The following is a 17,642-nucleotide window of genomic DNA, read 5'->3' on the forward strand; positions in this document are numbered from 1 at the left end:
GAGAACCGTCACGAGAGGCCATTGATGGAGGGCGGAAAAGCAGATTGGCGATATTAACCTTGCTGATTGGACTTCTGCCTGAAATTGAGCAGGCCCTTCGCAGTGGGTTGTAAGAGTCACACAGAGCCTGGGGAGGTTCACTGATATGCTGTACGATAAATCCCATGAGAGGGACAACTGTGGTTTCGGCCTGATCGCCCACATAGAAGGCGAACCTAGCCACAAAGTGGTGAGGACCGCTATTCACGCATTGGCCCGCATGCAACACCGTGGTGCAATTCTTGCTGACGGCAAGACTGGCGACGGTTGCGGCCTGTTATTGCAAAAGCCCGATCGCTTTTTCCGCATGGTGGCGGAAGAGCGCGGCTGGCGTTTAGCCAAGAACTACGCCGTTGGCATGATGTTCCTCAGCCAGAACGAAGAGGAAGCCCGTGCCAGCCGCCGCATTGTTGAAGAAGAGCTGCAGAACGAAACGCTGTCGATCGTCGGCTGGCGCGAAGTTCCTACCAACCCGGACGTTCTGGGTGAGATCGCCCTCTCTTCCCTGCCGCGTATTGAACAGATTTTCGTGAACGCCCCTGCGGGCTGGCGTCCACGTGATATGGAGCGCCGCCTGTTTGTGGCCCGTCGCCGTATCGAGAAGCGCGTCCAGGACGACAGCTTCTATGTGTGCAGTTTCTCCAACCTGGTGACGATCTACAAAGGTCTGTGCATGCCAGCCGATCTGCCACGCTTCTATCTGGATCTGGCCGATCTGCGGCTGGAATCGGCCATCTGCCTGTTCCACCAGCGCTTCTCAACCAATACCGTGCCGCGCTGGCCTTTGGCACAGCCGTTCCGCTATCTGGCGCACAACGGTGAGATCAACACCATCACCGGTAACCGCCAGTGGGCACGTGCTCGTACCTACAAGTTCCAGACCCCGCTGATCCCGGATTTGCAGGCCGCCGCGCCTTTCGTTAACGAAACCGGCTCCGACTCCAGCTCTCTGGATAACATGCTGGAGCTGTTGCTGGCAGGCGGTATGGATCTGATCCGTGCCATGCGTTTGCTGGTGCCACCAGCCTGGCAGAACAACCCGGATATGGACACCGATCTGCGCGCCTTCTTTGACTTCAACTCGATGCACATGGAGCCGTGGGACGGCCCGGCAGGCATCGTGATGTCCGATGGCCGCTACGCCGCCTGTAACCTGGACCGTAACGGTCTGCGTCCGGCGCGCTACGTCATCACCAAAGACAAGCTGATCACCTGTGCCTCAGAAGTCGGCATCTGGGATTACCAGCCGGATGAAGTCATCGAAAAAGGCCGCGTTGGGCCAGGCGAACTGATGGTGATCGACACCCGCAGCGGCAAGATCCTGCACTCAGCCGAAACCGACAACGATCTGAAAAGCCGCCACCCGTATAAAGAGTGGATGGAGAAGAACGTTAAGCGTCTGGTGCCGTTCGAAGACCTGCCGGAAGATCAGGTGGGCAGCCGCGAGCTGGATGACGCCACGCTGGAAACCTACCAGAAGCAGTTCGGCTACAGCAGCGAAGAGCTAGACCAGGTGATCCGCGTACTGGGCGAGATCGGCCAGGAAGCTACCGGTTCGATGGGTGACGATACCCCATTCGCCGTGCTTTCCAGCCGTCCACGCATTATTTATGACTACTTCCGCCAGCAGTTCGCTCAGGTCACCAACCCGCCGATCGATCCGCTGCGTGAAGCCCACGTCATGTCTCTGGCCACCAGCATCGGCCGCGAGATGAACGTATTCTGCGAAGCCGAAGGCCAGGCTCACCGCTTGAGCTTCAAATCGCCAATCCTGCTTTATTCAGACTTCAAGCAGCTCACGACGCTGGAAGGCGAATATTACCGTGCCGACACCCTCGATCTGACCTTCGATCCGGCGGAGCAGGATCTGGAGCAGACCATCCATGCCCTGTGCGACGAAGCGGAACGTAAAGTCCGTGACGGTGCAGTGTTACTGGTCCTGTCCGACCGTGCCATCAGCAACCAGCGTCTGCCGGTACCGGCGCCAATGGCGGTGGGGGCAATCCAGACCCGCCTGGTGGACAAGAACCTGCGCTGCGATGCCAACATCATCGTTGAAACCGCCAGCGCCCGCGACCCGCATCACTTCGCCGTGTTGCTGGGCTTTGGTGCCACCGCCGTCTACCCGTATCTGGCCTACGAAACGCTGGCCAAGCTGGTCGATAGCCAGGCGATCGACAAGAAATACCGCGACGTGATGCTCAACTACCGCAACGGCATCAATAAAGGGCTGTACAAGATCATGTCCAAAATGGGCATCTCGACTATCGCCTCTTACCGCTGTTCCAAACTGTTTGAAGCCGTCGGCCTGCACCGTGACCTGTCCGAGCTCTGCTTCCAGGGCGTGGTAAGCCGCATCGGCGGTGCCAGCTTCAGCGACTTCCAGCAAGATCTGCAAAACCTGTCCAAACGCGCCTGGCTGAAACGCAAGCCGCTGGATCAAGGTGGCCTGCTGAAGTTCGTCCACAATGGCGAATACCATGCGTATAACCCAGACGTGGTGAACTCGCTGCAAAAAGCGGTGCACAGCGGTGAATACAGCGATTACCAGGCTTACGCAAAGCTGGTGAACGAGCGCCCGATTGCCACACTGCGCGATCTGCTGGCGATCACCCCGAAAGGCGCGCCGATCCCGGTCGATCAGGTTGAACCGGCCGAATCGCTGTTCAAACGCTTCGATACCGCCGCCATGTCCATCGGGGCACTCAGCCCGGAAGCCCATGAGTCGCTGGCGATTGCCATGAACAGCCTGGGCGGTTTCTCCAACTCCGGTGAAGGCGGTGAAGATCCGGCGCGCTACGGCACCAACAAGGTGTCCCGTATCAAGCAGGTGGCCTCTGGCCGCTTCGGCGTGACGCCAGCCTATCTGGTGAACGCCGACGTGATCCAGATTAAGGTCGCCCAAGGTGCCAAGCCAGGTGAAGGCGGTCAGTTGCCTGGCGATAAGGTCACGCCGTATATCGCCAAACTGCGTTATTCGGTGCCAGGCGTTACCCTGATTTCGCCTCCGCCGCATCACGATATCTATTCGATTGAAGATCTGGCACAGCTGATTTTCGATCTGAAACAGGTGAACCCGAAAGCGATGATTTCGGTGAAGCTGGTTTCCGAGCCGGGCGTGGGCACCATTGCCACCGGCGTAGCGAAAGCCTATGCCGACCTGATCACCATTGCCGGTTACGACGGCGGCACCGGTGCAAGCCCGTTATCTTCAGTTAAATATGCTGGCTGTCCGTGGGAGCTTGGCCTAGTGGAAACTCAGCAGGCACTGGTGGCCAACGGCCTGCGCCACAAGATCCGCCTGCAGGTGGATGGTGGCCTGAAAACCGGCGTCGACATTGTCAAAGCGGCCATTCTGGGTGCAGAGAGCTTTGGCTTCGGCACTGGCCCGATGGTCGCGCTGGGTTGTAAATACCTGCGTATCTGCCACTTGAACAACTGTGCGACAGGCGTGGCAACTCAAGATGAAAAACTGCGCCGCGATCACTATCACGGCCTGCCAGAGCGCGTGACCAACTACTTCCAGTTTATCGCTCGGGAAACCCGCGAGATCATGGCTACGTTGGGTGTCAGCCAACTGGTCGATCTGATTGGCCGCACCGAGTTCCTAACCGAGCTCGACGGGATCTCCGCCAAGCAGAACAAGCTGGATCTGTCGCCGTTGCTGAAAACCGCCACGCCACACGCGGGCAAAGCCCTGCACTGCACCGAAAGCAGCAACCCACCGTTCGATCAGGGCGTGCTGAACAAGGATCTGATGGCACAGGCGCAACCGCATATCGAGGCCAAGCACAGCAAGACCTTCTATTTCGATATTCGTAACACCGATCGCTCCGTCGGCGCGACCTTGTCAGGAGCCATTGCCACACTGCATGGTGACCAAGGGATGGCAGCCGATCCGATCAAGGCGCATTTCTCCGGTACCGCAGGCCAGAGCTTCGGCGTATGGAATGCCGGTGGCGTTGAGCTGACCCTGACCGGCGATGCCAACGACTACGTCGGTAAAGGGATGGCCGGTGGCCGTATAGCCGTGCGTCCTCCGGTGGGCTCTGCCTTCCGCAGCCACGAGGCCAGCATCATCGGCAACACCTGCCTGTACGGCGCAACCGGTGGCAAGCTGTTCGCCGCAGGCCGTGCCGGGGAGCGTTTCGCCGTGCGTAACTCCGGGGCAATTACCGTGGTTGAAGGCATTGGCGATAACGGCTGTGAATACATGACCGGTGGCATCGTCTGCGTCTTGGGCAAGACCGGCATCAACTTTGGTGCGGGCATGACCGGCGGCTTCGCCTATGTACTGGACGAAGACGGCGAGTTCCGCAAACGCGTCAACCCGGAACTGGTGGAAGTGCTGGATGTCGATCAACTGGCGATCCATGAAGAGCACTTGCGCGGTTTGATCACCGAGCATGTGCAACTGACCGGTTCATCACGGGCAGAAGAGATCTTGGCTAACTGGCCGGTATGGGCGCCGAAGTTTGCGCTGGTCAAACCGAAGTCCAGTGATGTCAAAGCATTGTTGGGTCACCGTAGTCGTTCCGCAGCCGAGCTGCGGGTTCAGGCGCAGTAAGGGGTCATTGAATGAGTCAGAACGTTTATCAATTTATCGACCTGCAGCGCGTTGATCCGCCAAAGAAACCGCTGAAGATCCGCAAAATTGAGTTTGTAGAGATCTATGAACCCTTTTCGGAAACCCAGGCGAAATCACAGGCCGACCGTTGCCTGTCCTGCGGCAACCCCTATTGCGAATGGAAATGCCCGGTTCACAACTATATTCCGAACTGGCTGAAACTGGCGAATGAAGGCCGCATCATGGAGGCGGCGGATCTGGCACACCAGACCAACAGCCTGCCGGAAGTGTGTGGCCGTGTTTGCCCGCAAGATCGCCTGTGTGAAGGCTCCTGCACCCTGAACGACGAGTTTGGTGCAGTGACCATCGGCAATATCGAGCGTTACATCAGCGATAAAGCCATCGAGATGGGCTGGAAGCCGGATATGTCCCACGTGCACCCAACCGGTAAGCGGGTGGCCGTTATTGGTGCAGGCCCGGCGGGCCTGGCCTGTGCCGACGTATTGACCCGTAACGGCGTGAAAGCAGTGGTTTACGATCGTCATCCAGAGATCGGCGGTTTGCTGACCTTCGGTATCCCGGCCTTTAAGCTGGAAAAAGAGGTGATGGTAAAACGCCGCGGCATCTTCAGCGAGATGGGTATCGAGTTCCAGCTCAATACCGAGGTCGGTAAAGACATCACCATGGATGCGCTGCTGAGCGAATACGATGCGGTGTTCCTCGGCGTAGGTACCTATCAATCGATGCGTGGTGGATTGGAGAACGAAGAGGCACCGGGCGTGTACGATGCGCTGCCGTTCCTGATCGCCAACACCAAGCAACTGATGGGCTACCAGCCAGAACAGCACGAGCCGTATGTCAACATGGAAGGCAAGCGTGTGGTAGTGCTGGGTGGTGGTGACACCGCCATGGACTGCGTACGCACCTCTATTCGTCAAGGCGCGACTCAGGTCATCTGTGCCTATCGCCGGGATGAGGCGAACATGCCGGGTTCCAAACGCGAAGTGAAGAATGCGCGCGAGGAAGGGGTCGAGTTCCAGTTCAACCTGCAGCCGTTGAGCATTGAGCTTAACAGCGCGGGGCGCGTCGCTGGCGTCAAGATGGTGCGCACTCAGTTGGGAGCCCCGGATGCCAATGGACGCCAGGTTGCTGAACAGGTACCTGGATCTGAGCACGTGATCGACGCCGATGCGGTGGTGATGGCCTTTGGCTTCCGCCCGCACCAGATGGACTGGTTGGCCGCGCACGACGTGCAGTTGGACAAGCAGGGCCGCATCGTGGCCCCAGAATCGGTCGATAACGCCTTCCAGACCAGCAACCCGAAAATCTTCGCCGGTGGCGATGCGGTTCGCGGTTCCGATCTGGTGGTTACTGCGATTGCCGAAGGGCGCAAAGCTGCCGAAGGCATCATGTGTTATCTGGAAGTGTGATTTATATCGGTTGAGGGCTAGAGGTGGCGTCATGCTTCAGGTGATGCCCCTCACCCTAACCCTCTCCCACAGGGAGAGGGAACCGAATGTGCCACGATTAACTCTTGCATCAAACTTTAATACGAGTAGTAAAACAGCCTACAAACACACCACCGAATCACCCCACCTTGCCCTTTGCCGAACGAATTCACAGTATATGCCTCATCCTTCTTACTCCCCACTGCCCGAAGCCGCACGGGCCAACCAAGCGCTCCGGCCAGCCCCCTCGCCCTTTGGGAGAGGGTTGGGGTGAGGGGAAACAACGACTCAGCAGCCTAGATATCCCCCCAATCTACAGGCAATAAAAAAGGCGCAACCTGAGTTGCACCTTTTTCCCTGCTTGCCGTAGCTTACTTCACGACACGCAACGCCGGACGACCACCACCGCGTGGCGGCTGAGGCGGTTCATCATCAGGGCCGTTGTCGTCTTCCAAGCTATCCTGACGATCGCTATCAACCACTGACATCAGGCTACCCGTTGGGCTAGATACCTCTTCCAACCCTTCGAAAGCCCCTTCATCTTCATACTTGGCTTCCGGTTCAAACAGGGTACCTGCCCCGTTCTCCCGTGCATAAATCGCCAGCACGGCCGCCATTGGCACCAGCACCTGACGAGGTACGCCACCAAAGCGCGCGTTGAAGGTCACTTCGTCGTCACCCAACTGCAGGTTGCCTACGGCACGCGGAGCAATGTTCAGCACAATCTGACCATCGCGTGCAAATTCCATCGGAACCTGCACGTCTGGGCGCATTACGTCTACGACCAGATGCGGAGTCAGTTGGTTATCCAACAGCCAGTCATAGAATGCCCGCAAAAGATAAGGACGGCGCGGGGTCATCTGAGACATATCCATGATGCTTAGCCCCGAGTCTGCAGGCGCATTTCGCGCTCGGCTTCGGTCAGAGAGGCCAGGAATGCATCACGCTCGAAGACGCGGGTCATGTAGCCTTTCAGCTCTTTGGAGCCGGCACCGCTCAGTTCGATACCCAGTTGCGGCAAACGCCACAACAGCGGGGCCAGGTAGCAGTCTACCAGGCTGAACTCTTCGCTCATGAAATACGGGGTCTGGCCGAAGATTGGCGCAATCGCCAGCAGCTCTTCGCGTAGTTGACGGCGTGCTGATTCAGCTTCCTGGCCGTTGCTCTGCTCGATTTTGTACATCAGCGTGTACCAGTTTCTCTCGATACGCAGCATCATCAGACGGCTTTCACCACGTGCCACCGGATACACCGGCATCAACGGCGGGTGAGGGAAACGCTCATCAAGGTATTCCATGATGATACGGGATTCATACAGCGTCAGCTCGCGATCGACCAACGTCGGTACCGTTTGGTATGGGTTGAGGTCGATCAGATCCTGCGGCAGATTATCGGGTTCTACCTGCTCGATCTCGACGCTGACGCCTTTTTCCGCCAGTACGATACGTACTTGATGGCTAAAGATGTCGGTCGGGCCAGAGAACAGCGTCATTACCGAACGTTTGTTGGCAGCGACAGCCATGAAAACCTCCAAGTTATCTAGAAAATACGGCGAATAGCCAAAATACCCATCACTCCACGAGCCATTGCGTTGTTGCCGCCTGGCTGCGACGTGAAATTGATTGGGTATCTCAGGCTGCTATCCTGAATAATCGTGACCGCAAGCCCGCAGCTCACAGATAAACCTTAGGTCTGGAAAACGGCCTCGGAGGTAGACTGACAGCACTGCATGGCGAACAGGCGCAAAAGTGGATGATAGTTTACCAGATTTTGACTGTTTTGTGGTGATTATGCGTTGCCTTATCACCTAATAAACTGATTTATATGAATTTTAATCTTTTTGCGGGCATAAAAAAACCCGCCGAAGAGGCGGGTTTTTCGCGTAAATCGTTCTGCCGAAGCAGAAAAAATTAACGCTTGGAGAACTGCGGACGGCGACGTGCTTTACGCAGACCGACTTTCTTACGCTCAACTTTACGCGCGTCACGAGTGACGAAGCCAGCTTTACGCAATTCACCACGCAGAGTCTCGTCGTACTCCATCAGTGCACGGGTGATACCGTGACGGATAGCGCCAGCTTGACCAGAGATGCCACCACCTTTAACGGTGATGTACAAATCGAATTTGCCAACCATGTCGGTCAGTTCCAGCGGTTGACGAACTACCATGCGGGCAGTTTCGCGACCGAAGTACTGTTCCAGGCTACGCTGGTTAATAACGATGTTACCACTGCCCGGCTTGATAAAAACGCGAGCGGCGGAGCTTTTGCGGCGACCAGTGCCGTAGTATTGATTTTCAGCCATTGCCTATAATCCCGATTAGATGTCAAGAACTTGCGGTTGCTGTGCCGCGTGAGTGTGCTCGGTGCCCGCGTAAACTTTCAGTTTACGGAACATTGCACGACCCAACGGACCCTTTGGCAGCATGCCTTTAACCGCGATTTCAATCACGCGCTCAGGACGGCGGGCAATCATCTCTTCAAAGGTCGCTTGCTTGATACCACCGATGTGGCCGGTGTGGTGGTAATACACCTTGTCTGTACGCTTGTTGCCGGTTACAGCAACTTTTTCTGCGTTCAGAACGATGATGTAGTCACCGGTATCAACGTGCGGGGTGTATTCCGCTTTATGCTTGCCGCGCAGACGACGAGCCAGTTCAGTAGCGAGACGGCCTAAAGTTTTACCGTCTGCATCAACAACGTACCAGTCACGTTTTACGGTTTCTGGTTTAGCTGTAAAAGTTTTCATTAGAAAGCTTACCCAATAATTTAGTTACACGTAGGTGTTCACCCAACGCTCGAAAACAGTTGAGGCTCACACGACCATACAAGTCCAGCAAACCTACCCCTTCGAATAGCCATTGCCGGCACTATACAAAGTTTTGGGAAAAAAACTTTGTTGTAACGTGGGGTCGCAAGATTATAGAGAAGTCGCTCACAAAGGTCGACCTGTTTTTACCGGGAAAACGGATTTAGCGCAGGGGACCGATTTGGCGACGATAATCGGGGATGAAACTGGGCCTGAAAGCCAGGCCCGAACGCCGTTTACGGCAGATGAGGCAGCTTCAGATACCCCTCGCTCTGCATCTCCTGCAGGCGGGACAGGCAACGCTGAAACTCGAACTTCAGCTGTTCGCCTTGGTAGATCTCGAACATCGAGGCTTCGGCGGCGATCACCAGTTTGACGTGGCGCTCATAGAATTCATCCACCAGCGCCAGGAAGCGGCGGGCGGTGTTTTCCTTCAGCGGCCCCATAATGCGCACATTATACAGCATTACGCTGTGATAGAGGCGTGACAACGCGATGTAATCCAGTTGGCTACGCGGCTCTTCACACAGGGTATGAAAATCGATCGCCAATACCCCTTCCACAGCACGCAAGGTAGGCATTGGCCGGTGATTGATTTGCAGCACCGGAGCCTCTTCCCCGGCGTGGCCCGCCAGCTTGAGGAAGATGTGGTCCATCGTGTCCTGCGTTTGCTGATTGAGCGGGGTCAGATACAGATGGGCCTGCGTCAGGGTACGCAAGCGATAATCAATGCCCGCATCCACGTTCATCACGTCGCAATACTCGTTGATCAAATCGATCGCCGGTAGGAAGCGTGCGCGTTGCAGCCCGTTACGATACAGGTTGTCCGGAATAATGTTAGAGGTGGCCACCAGCGTAATACCGCGAGCGAACAGCGCCTGCAACAGCGTTGCCAGCAGCATGGCATCGGTGATGTCGGAGACAAAGAACTCGTCAAAACACAGCACGTCCGTTTGCGCCTTGAAGCCGTCCGCGACGATCTCCAGCGGGTTTTCCTGCCCTTGCAGCTCCGTCAGCTCTTCGTGCACCCGCAGCATAAAGCGGTGAAAGTGCAGCCGCAGTTTGCGATCGCCGGGCAGACTGTGGAAAAACAGGTCCATCAGCCAGGTTTTACCCCGGCCAACGCCTCCCCACATATACAGCCCCTGTACCGGCCGCTGCGTGGTGGTTTCCTCACTTTTACCTAACCAACGGCTAAGCAGGTTACGGCGCTTGCCAGCGTTAGCGGCGGCGGGAGCCGGGATCTGCTGCAACGCCTGAAAAATTTGATCCAACTGCGTAACGGCCTGGCGCTGAACCGCATCGGCCTGATATTCCCCCGCATCCAGCGCCTGCTGGTAGCGTGATAACGGTGACTGTGCCTGCATGTATTCGCAATCCCTAACAACGCTGAGAATTTATTTATCCAATTTTCGCGGCGGATGGCAGCCGCTTCGCACCCTGATCGCCACATTTATCGGCGTTGTACCCCAAGAAAACCCCTGCAAACTGCAGGTATTGGCTTATCAGGATTCCACTCGGACAAGGTTAACGGTTATAGTGGATATTATTAAGTGAAAAATCCCTGCGGAACAACGAAGTCAAAATAGGAGTCATCATGACCTGGGAGTATGCGCTGATTGGTTTGGTGGTCGGTATCGTGATCGGTGCGGTAGCGATGCGTTTTGGTAACAGTAAATTACGTCAGCAGCAGGTGCTGCAAAACGAACTGGATAAAAGCAAAACCGAGCTTGAAGAGTACCGTCAGGAGTTGGTTGGCCATTTTGCCCGCAGTGCCGAGCTGTTGGATAACATGGCGCGCGACTATCGCCAGCTGTATCAACATATGGCGAAAAGCTCCAATAACCTGCTGCCGGATCTGCCGATGCAGGACAACCCGTTCCGCTACCGTCTGTCCGAATCGGAAGCGGATAACGATCAGGCTCCGGTGGAGATGCCTCGTGACTACTCCGAAGGGGCATCTGGCCTGCTGCGCGGCGCACCACGCAGCAATTAATTCCCCGTTATACTGACCCGTGGGGAAAACCCACGGGTTGTTCACTTTGTTCGTCCCTAATTCCCCGCCCTGACTATGCTTACTCTTGACGATTAAGTGAACTTTTCGCGTAAATTCATTGTCCTAGACTTCACAAATGGTATTGCTATGGCAGTATCGTAAAAAATTTCACCGGCAGATTTTGAGAGAGCTATAACCAATGAAGAAAAGATCTTTAATTCTTAGTGCATTAGCAATGAGCATTAGCCTGGCATTTGCCTCCCTCCCGGCAGCCAACGCAGCCATGCCTGCCGCCGTTGCTGGTGAGTCGCTGCCAAGCCTGGCGCCGATGCTGGAAAAAGTGCTGCCCGCCGTCGTTAGCGTGCGTGTAGAAGGCACTCAGGTACAACGCCAGCCACAGCTGCCAGAGCAGTTTAAGTTCTTCTTTGGCCCGAACATGCCTACACCGAAGGAAAGCACTCGCCCGTTTGAAGGGCTGGGTTCCGGTGTGATTATTGACGCGGCGAAGGGTTACATCCTCACCAACAATCACGTCATCAACAACGCCGACAAGATCAGCGTACAGCTCAATGATGGCCGCGAATATGACGCCAAGCTGATTGGCCGCGACGAACAGTCTGACATTGCCCTGCTGCAGGTCAGCGATGTCAAAAACCTGACGGCGGTAAAAATCGCCGACTCCGACAAACTGCGTGTTGGTGACTTCGCCGTAGCCGTCGGTAACCCGTTCGGCCTTGGTCAGACGGCAACCTCCGGCATCATCTCCGCACTGGGCCGTAGCGGCCTGAGCCTGGAAGGGCTGGAAAACTTCATCCAGACCGATGCCTCCATCAACCGTGGCAACTCCGGCGGCGCGCTGGTGAACCTGAACGGTGAGCTGATCGGTATCAACACCGCGATCCTGGCACCGGGCGGCGGCAACATCGGTATCGGCTTCGCCATTCCAAGTAACATGGCACAGAGCCTGAGCAAGCAGTTGATTGAGTTTGGCGAAGTGAAGCGCGGTCTGCTGGGCATCAAAGGCAGTGAAATGACCGCCGATATGGCGAAAGCATTCAATACGGATGCCCAACGCGGAGCCTTTATCAGTGAAGTAATGCCAAAATCCGCCGCCGCCAAAGCCGGGATCAAAGCTGGCGACATTTTGGTCTCCCTGGATGGCAAGCCTATCAGCAGCTTTGCCGAGCTGCGTGCCAAAGTGGGCACCACCGCACCGGGCACTACCGTTAAAATAGGCCTGCTGCGTGAAGGCAAAGCCATGGACGTTGCCGTCACCCTGGATAACAGCGAAAGCGTATCAACCAATGCCGAAACGCTGTCGCCTGCGCTGCAAGGTGCCTCCCTCACCAACGGTGCGCTGCCAAACGGTGATAAAGGCGTGAAGATCGACAAGGTGGATAAAGGCACTCCGGCGGCGCAGTTTGGCCTGCAGAAAGGAGATGTGATCATCGGCGTCAACCGTCAGCGCGTTGAAAACATCAACGCACTGCGTAAACTGCTTGAGGCTAAACCGGCGGTGATGGCGTTGAACATCGTTCGTGGCGACGAAAACATTTATCTGTTGCTACGTTAATTTGTTGCGAAACCGGGCGCGCCAGCATACTGCGCCCGGTTAACTCGTGCTATCCTCCGTTCATCTTCCCCAACACTAACTAAAACTCTATGTTTGCTAAGCTCTTGCGTTCTATTGTTATTGGTTTGGTCGTTGCCGGTATACTGCTGGCCGCCCTGCCTGTATTGCGTTCCGCCAATAACATATTCGCCAGCAAATCTGAGAATACCAGCGATCAAACGCCGGCCAGCTATAACACCGGCGTGCGCCGGGCTGCCCCTGCCGTCGTCAACATCTACAACCGCAACATCAGCGGCGCGACCAACGTGCTCTCCCTGGGCTCCGGTGTGATCATGAACGATCGCGGCTACATCATTACCAACCGCCACGTGATCAAAGACGCCCAGCAGATCACCGCCGTACTGCAAGATGGCCGTCGCTATGAGGCGTTATTGGTCGGTTCCGATAGCCTGACCGACCTGGCCGTGTTGAAAATCGATCCGGGCAACTTGCCAGTGATCCCAATCAATACCGCACGCCCCGCTCGCATAGGTGATGTAGCGCTGGCGATCGGTAACCCATACAACCTTGGGCAAACCGTTACCCAGGGCATTATCAGCGCCACCGGGCGTATCAGCCTGAGCACCACCGGGCGGCAAACCTTCCTGCAAACCGATGCTTCAATCAACCGAGGTAACTCCGGCGGTGCGCTGGTTAACTCCCTGGGTGAGCTGATGGGCATCAACACGCTGACCTACGACAAGATCACTGATGGTGAAACGCCAGAGGGTCTTGGCTTTGCCATCCCGGTAGAGCTGGCAACCAAGATCATGGATAAGCTGATCCGTGATGGCCGGGTGATCCGCGGCTACTTTGGTATTCAGGGCAAAGAAATTATCCCGGTGCGCACCTCGGCGACCGGCATCGATCGCCTGCAGGGGATCATCGTGACCGAAATTACCCCTAACGGCCCGGCCGCCAATGCGGGGTTCCGTATTAATGACATCATCATTAACGTCGATAACAAACCGGCGGTGTCGGTATTGGAGACGATGGATCAGGTGGCGGAGATCCGCCCAGGGACGGAGATCCCGGTGGTGGTGCTACGCGATGGGCAACGCATTACGCTGCATATGGCGGTGGGGGAGTTCCCGGAGGATAATAATTAGTCAGCAAAAAGCCCGGCAAGCCGGGCTTTATTCGCACAAACAGGCTAAAATTCTCGATTACTCGCCTTTCACACGTTCGATATTGGCACCCAGCGCACGCAGTTTGTCTTCGATGCGCTCGTAGCCACGATCGATGTGATAAATACGATCTACCACCGTTACGCCTTCGGCAATACAACCCGCCAATACCAGGCTGGCAGAGGCTCGCAGATCGGTCGCCATCACCTGTGCACCAGAAAGCTGCTCTACGCCGTGGCAAATCACGGTGTTGCTCTCGATTTCTGCGTGTGCACCCATACGGATCAGCTCAGGCACGTGCATAAAGCGGTTTTCGAAGATCGTCTCAGTGATCACACCGGTCCCTTCAGCTACCAGGTTTAACAGGCTGAACTGCGCCTGCATATCGGTTGGGAAACCAGGGTGTGGAGCTGTACGCAGGGTTACCGCTTTCGGGCGTTTGCCATGCATGTCCAGGCTGATCCAGTCTTCACCGACTTCGATATCGGCCCCTGCTTCACGCAGTTTGGCCAACACCGCATCCAGCGTATCTGGACGGGTATTACGGCACAGCACCTTGCCACCGGAAACGGCAGCGGCAACCAGGAAGGTACCGGTTTCGATACGGTCTGGCAGCACACGGTAAACCCCGCCACCCAGGCGCTCAACGCCTTCGATGGTGATCCTGTCCGTGCCCGCGCCGCTGATTTTGGCACCCAGCGTGTTAAGGAAGTTGGCGGTATCGACAATTTCCGGCTCACGTGCCGCGTTCTCGATGATGGTGGTGCCAGTCGCCAGGGTTGCAGCACTCATGATGGTGACTGTCGCGCCTACGCTGACCTTATCCATCACGATATGTGCGCCCTTCAGGCGCCCTTCCACAGAGGCCTTGACGTAGCCCTCTTCCAGTTTGATTTCCGCACCCAGTTGCTCCAGGCCGGTAATGTGCAGGTCAACCGGACGTGCGCCAATGGCACAACCACCTGGCAGTGATACCTGGCCACGGCCAAAGCGCGCTACCAGTGGCCCCAATGCCCAAATGGAGGCACGCATGGTTTTCACCAGATCGTAGGGAGCACAAAACTCGTTCACGCCACTGGCATCAACATAGACCGAGCCATTACGCTCGATCTTGGTACCCAACTGGCTGAGCAGTTTGATGGTGGTGTCAATGTCCTTCAGCTTCGGGACGTTTTGCAGTTCGACAGGCTCTTCCGCCAGCAAGGCGGCAAACAGGATCGGCAGGGCGGCGTTTTTCGCCCCGGAAATGGTCACTTCACCGCTAAGACGGGTCCGGCCATGCACACGAAATTTATCCATTTAACTACTCTCTGTTATCTGTTCTGAGCTGCCTGCCCGCCGGGCAAACAGCCTTAAAATCCGTTGAGTTTGCGATCCCGCTGCCACTCTTCTGGGGTATATGCCTTGATCGACAAAGCATGAATGCGGTTGTCCGCGATGTATTCCATCAGCGGCGCATAGACGGCTTGCTGTTTCTTGACTCGGCTCATGGTGGCGAACAGTTCACCCACGGCGATCACCTGAAAATGGCTGCCATCGCCGGTCACATGCGCTTCTTCCAGTGCCAACGCCTTCATCAGCACGTCTTTAATTTCGCTATTTTCCATAGTATCCAATTCTGCATCGAAGGATCATAGTCACCCGGGGCGACTTCTTGGCGTCTATCTTAGTGGAATCCGCCGCTTTCTTAAACCAAAGAAAAAGCCCCTGAGCAACAGGGGCCTTTAACTGATTTTTCCCGGTCGAACAGCCATAAATGTGGCTAACTAGCGGTTTCGACAGGCATTATTGCTGACAAATTGTAGAGCGTGATCAGCGTTTGCAGCCGATCGGTGATGCCGGAAATTTTTATCTCGATTCCCTGCTGGTTCCGTTGCTCACGTAAATGCAGCAGCAGGGCCAGACCGGAAGAGTCCACGCGCTGCAGTTGAGCGACATCAATCACGGTTTTATCTGCCAACAGCGTCTCACGTTGCTGCCACAGCGGCAATAACGTCTCACGATCCAGCTCGCCGCTCAGCACCAGCGTTTGCTGTTGTGATACCCAGCTCAGCGCTGCGGCCATCAGTTTTTCTGATCCAGGGTGATCGGCTGTTTGGCGGCCGCTTGCAGCTGCTGGGTCAAACCGTCTACGCCTTTGAGGCGCAGAGTCGATGCCCACTCATTCTGCTTGGTGGTGATCATGCTGACGCCTTCGGCAATCATGTCATACGCCTGCCAGTGGCCGGTTTTGCTGTTCTTGCGCCATTGGAAATCCAGACGCACCGGTGGGCGGCCCCCTTTATCGATGATGGTCACGCGGATCGCGATGATATCGGCATTGCCTAGCGGCTGTTCCGGTTCGATCTGATAGGTCTGGCCCTGGTACATGGCTAACGCCTGACCATACGCCTGCTCCAGATAGGCTTGGAAGGCAGTGAAGTAAGCTTCACGCTGGGCTGGCGTGGCGTCTTTGTAGTAACGGCCCAGCACCAACGCACCGGCATATTTCACCTGCACGAACGGCATCAGCTCTTCATGCACGATGGTGCGCAGGTAGTTAGGATCCTGCTTGATTTTTGGCTGCTCACTTTTCAGGCGGGTGAAGGTTTTCTGCGCAGCGTCTTGCATCAGGCTGTATGGGTTAGTCTGATCGACCGCATTAGCTAGCGGTGCAACCACCAGCAGGGCAACCATTAAAAAACGTTTAAACATGCAGGTTTCCTCGATTAGTGAGTTGTAGCGGAATGCGCAGCGGCATCCGGTGCCGGAGCTGCAGCGGAGCCATCCGGTGAATTCGGGCTATCCTGACCACCGCTCTTGTAGAGGAACTGGCCGATCAAGTCTTCCAGCACCATGGCTGATTTGGTGTCCTGAATGGTCCCACCATCCTTAAGGATAGTCGTGCCCATCTCGGGATCTTCAAAACCGACGTTCAACGCCAGATACTGTTCACCCAGCAGCCCTGAGGTGCGGATCGCCAGCGAGCTGGTGTCCGGGATCTGGTTGTATTGTTGCTGGATATCCAGCGCCACGCGTGGTGTGTAGGTCTTCGGGTCGAGCGAGATAGCCGCAACCCGGCCAATCATCACACCACCAATCTTCACTGGTGAACGCGCTTTCAAACCACCGATATTATCGAAGGTGGCGTAGATACGGTAAGTCGGTTCATTACCGATCGATTTAATATTGGCCACCTGGAGGCAGAGGAAGATGATGGCGCACAGCGCAATCAGCATAAACGCCCCAACCCAGATTTCACTCTTCTTCGTTTGCATCAAATCAATTCCCAAACATCAGTGCAGTCAGCACGAAATCCAATCCCAACACCGCCAGTGACGAATGTACCACGGTCCTTGTCGTTGCCTGACTAATCCCTTCAGAGGTCGGTACGGCATCATAACCATTGAAGATCGCAATCCAGCTAACGGTAATGGCAAACACCACGCTCTTGATCAGGCAGTTAAGTAAATCCTGACGCCATTCAACGGCCCCTTGCATCGCCGACCAGAAGAAACCGCTGTCGATGCCTTTCCAGTCCACGCCGACAATCGCGCCGCCCCAGATACCGATGGCCACGAAAATAATCGTCAGCAGCGGCATGCTAATAAGACCGGCCCAGAAACGTGGGGCAACGATACGCCGCAGCGGATCGATCGCCATCATTTCCAGGCTGGAGAGCTGCTCGGTGGCCTTCATCAGACCGATTTCGGCCGTCAGAGCTGAACCGGCGCGGCCAGCGAACAGCAGAGCGGTCACTACCGGCCCCAGCTCACGCAGTAATGACAACGCCACCATCATGCCCAGGCTCGCCTCGGCACTGTAGGTGGTGAGGACGATATAACCTTGCAACCCCAACACCATGCCGATAAACAAGCCGGAAACCATGATGATCAGCAGCGACTGCACGCCCACGCTGTGTAGCTGTTTGAGCAGCAGCGGCCATTGTTTACGCGGCTCCGGGCGCCCGATCAGCGCGTGGAACAGCATCAGCCCGGCGCGTCCAAAGGCTGCGCTGGTGTTGATGCCACGGCGTCCTAACGACGCTAACGCCTTTAAAAACATGA

Annotated in this window: 16 protein-coding genes; 5 read left to right on the plus strand and 11 right to left on the minus strand. The window is 56.1% G+C overall.

Annotated elements, in window-relative coordinates; all coding sequences use genetic code 11:
- Positions 1–145 precede the first annotated feature (145 nt).
- Positions 146–4,606 carry a glutamate synthase large subunit gene (gene gltB / locus D9980_RS17045; protein ID WP_121607928.1) on the plus strand — a complete coding sequence of 1,487 codons (4,461 nt, stop codon included), beginning with the start codon at positions 146–148 and terminating at the stop codon, positions 4,604–4,606.
- An 11-nt stretch (positions 4,607–4,617) separates the two neighbouring features.
- Complete coding sequence (locus D9980_RS17050; RefSeq protein WP_121607929.1) at positions 4,618–6,036, plus strand: glutamate synthase small subunit; 1,419 nt, start codon at positions 4,618–4,620, stop codon at positions 6,034–6,036.
- Positions 6,037–6,425: 389 nt separating this feature from the next.
- On the opposite strand, the gene sspB is transcribed toward D9980_RS17050, so the two are convergent.
- The 5 genes from sspB to zapE form a co-directional block, all read right to left on the minus strand.
- Complete coding sequence (gene sspB / locus D9980_RS17055) at positions 6,426–6,929, minus strand: ClpXP protease specificity-enhancing factor (RefSeq protein WP_037376229.1); 504 nt, start codon at positions 6,927–6,929, stop codon at positions 6,426–6,428.
- A 5-nt stretch (positions 6,930–6,934) separates the two neighbouring features.
- Positions 6,935–7,576, minus strand: coding sequence for a stringent starvation protein SspA (sspA, locus tag D9980_RS17060; RefSeq protein ID WP_024483694.1), 642 nt, complete (start codon positions 7,574–7,576; stop codon positions 6,935–6,937).
- Positions 7,577–7,964: 388 nt separating this feature from the next.
- Positions 7,965–8,357, minus strand: coding sequence for a 30S ribosomal protein S9 (rpsI, locus tag D9980_RS17065; RefSeq protein WP_021180677.1), 393 nt, complete (start codon positions 8,355–8,357; stop codon positions 7,965–7,967).
- A 15-nt stretch (positions 8,358–8,372) separates the two neighbouring features.
- On the minus strand, positions 8,373–8,801 hold the full coding sequence (rplM, locus tag D9980_RS17070) for a 50S ribosomal protein L13 (protein ID WP_021180678.1): 429 nt from the start codon (positions 8,799–8,801) through the stop codon (positions 8,373–8,375).
- Between the two features lie 296 nt (positions 8,802–9,097).
- Positions 9,098–10,228, minus strand: a complete 1,131-nt coding sequence (gene zapE, locus D9980_RS17075; protein WP_121607930.1) for a cell division protein ZapE — start codon at positions 10,226–10,228, stop codon at positions 9,098–9,100.
- Positions 10,229–10,458: 230 nt separating this feature from the next.
- Here zapE and zapG point away from each other — a divergent pair, with 230 nt between their 5' ends.
- The 3 genes from zapG to degS all read left to right on the plus strand — a co-directional run bounded on the left by zapG (position 10,459) and on the right by degS (position 13,578).
- Complete coding sequence (zapG, locus tag D9980_RS17080; RefSeq protein ID WP_024483697.1) at positions 10,459–10,857, plus strand: Z-ring associated protein ZapG; 399 nt, start codon at positions 10,459–10,461, stop codon at positions 10,855–10,857.
- A gap of 199 nt (positions 10,858–11,056) precedes the next feature.
- Complete coding sequence (gene degQ, locus D9980_RS17085; protein ID WP_121607931.1) at positions 11,057–12,430, plus strand: serine endoprotease DegQ; 1,374 nt, start codon at positions 11,057–11,059, stop codon at positions 12,428–12,430.
- An 89-nt stretch (positions 12,431–12,519) separates the two neighbouring features.
- Positions 12,520–13,578, plus strand: coding sequence for an outer membrane-stress sensor serine endopeptidase DegS (gene degS / locus D9980_RS17090; RefSeq protein ID WP_065684740.1), 1,059 nt, complete (start codon positions 12,520–12,522; stop codon positions 13,576–13,578).
- 57 nt (positions 13,579–13,635) lie between these two features.
- On the opposite strand, the gene murA is transcribed toward degS, so the two are convergent.
- From murA to mlaE, 6 genes are all read right to left on the minus strand, one after another.
- Positions 13,636–14,895: a UDP-N-acetylglucosamine 1-carboxyvinyltransferase gene (gene murA, locus D9980_RS17095; protein ID WP_021180688.1), complete on the minus strand. Its 1,260-nt coding sequence runs from the start codon at positions 14,893–14,895 to the stop codon at positions 13,636–13,638.
- A 53-nt stretch (positions 14,896–14,948) separates the two neighbouring features.
- Positions 14,949–15,203, minus strand: a complete 255-nt coding sequence (ibaG, locus tag D9980_RS17100) for a BolA family iron metabolism protein IbaG (protein WP_021180689.1) — start codon at positions 15,201–15,203, stop codon at positions 14,949–14,951.
- 155 nt (positions 15,204–15,358) lie between these two features.
- Complete coding sequence (gene mlaB, locus D9980_RS17105) at positions 15,359–15,661, minus strand: lipid asymmetry maintenance protein MlaB (RefSeq protein ID WP_121607932.1); 303 nt, start codon at positions 15,659–15,661, stop codon at positions 15,359–15,361.
- Entirely contained in the window at positions 15,661–16,290 is a 630-nt protein-coding gene (gene mlaC, locus D9980_RS17110; protein WP_021180691.1) for a phospholipid-binding protein MlaC, read from the minus strand. The genes mlaB and mlaC overlap by 1 nt, the downstream gene beginning before the upstream one ends.
- A gap of 14 nt (positions 16,291–16,304) precedes the next feature.
- Positions 16,305–16,853 (minus strand): outer membrane lipid asymmetry maintenance protein MlaD, encoded by a 549-nt coding sequence (gene mlaD, locus D9980_RS17115; protein ID WP_121607933.1) that lies wholly within the window; start codon positions 16,851–16,853, stop codon positions 16,305–16,307.
- A 4-nt stretch (positions 16,854–16,857) separates the two neighbouring features.
- Positions 16,858–17,640 (minus strand): lipid asymmetry maintenance ABC transporter permease subunit MlaE, encoded by a 783-nt coding sequence (gene mlaE, locus D9980_RS17120; protein ID WP_021806955.1) that lies wholly within the window; start codon positions 17,638–17,640, stop codon positions 16,858–16,860.
- Positions 17,641–17,642: the final 2 nt, after the last annotated feature.

Source organism: Serratia sp. 3ACOL1 (genome assembly GCF_003668775.1).
Lineage (GTDB): Bacteria > Pseudomonadota > Gammaproteobacteria > Enterobacterales > Enterobacteriaceae > Chania > Chania fonticola.

Bases quoted from the DNA above. Each gene is read 5' to 3' on its own strand.
- gltB (WP_121607928.1), top strand. From the start codon at position 146: ATGCTGTACGATAAATCCCATGAGAGGGACAACTGTGGTTTCGGCCTG.
- D9980_RS17050 (WP_121607929.1), top strand. From the start codon at position 4,618: ATGAGTCAGAACGTTTATCAATTTATCGACCTGCAGCGCGTTGATCCG.
- sspB (WP_037376229.1), bottom strand. From the start codon at position 6,929: ATGGATATGTCTCAGATGACCCCGCGCCGTCCTTATCTTTTGCGGGCA.
- sspA (WP_024483694.1), bottom strand. From the start codon at position 7,576: ATGGCTGTCGCTGCCAACAAACGTTCGGTAATGACGCTGTTCTCTGGC.
- rpsI (WP_021180677.1), bottom strand. From the start codon at position 8,357: ATGGCTGAAAATCAATACTACGGCACTGGTCGCCGCAAAAGCTCCGCC.
- rplM (WP_021180678.1), bottom strand. From the start codon at position 8,801: ATGAAAACTTTTACAGCTAAACCAGAAACCGTAAAACGTGACTGGTAC.
- zapE (WP_121607930.1), bottom strand. From the start codon at position 10,228: ATGCAGGCACAGTCACCGTTATCACGCTACCAGCAGGCGCTGGATGCG.
- zapG (WP_024483697.1), top strand. From the start codon at position 10,459: ATGACCTGGGAGTATGCGCTGATTGGTTTGGTGGTCGGTATCGTGATC.
- degQ (WP_121607931.1), top strand. From the start codon at position 11,057: ATGAAGAAAAGATCTTTAATTCTTAGTGCATTAGCAATGAGCATTAGC.
- degS (WP_065684740.1), top strand. From the start codon at position 12,520: ATGTTTGCTAAGCTCTTGCGTTCTATTGTTATTGGTTTGGTCGTTGCC.
- murA (WP_021180688.1), bottom strand. From the start codon at position 14,895: ATGGATAAATTTCGTGTGCATGGCCGGACCCGTCTTAGCGGTGAAGTG.
- ibaG (WP_021180689.1), bottom strand. From the start codon at position 15,203: ATGGAAAATAGCGAAATTAAAGACGTGCTGATGAAGGCGTTGGCACTG.
- mlaB (WP_121607932.1), bottom strand. From the start codon at position 15,661: ATGGCCGCAGCGCTGAGCTGGGTATCACAACAGCAAACGCTGGTGCTG.
- mlaC (WP_021180691.1), bottom strand. From the start codon at position 16,290: ATGTTTAAACGTTTTTTAATGGTTGCCCTGCTGGTGGTTGCACCGCTA.
- mlaD (WP_121607933.1), bottom strand. From the start codon at position 16,853: ATGCAAACGAAGAAGAGTGAAATCTGGGTTGGGGCGTTTATGCTGATT.
- mlaE (WP_021806955.1), bottom strand. From the start codon at position 17,640: ATGTTTTTAAAGGCGTTAGCGTCGTTAGGACGCCGTGGCATCAACACC.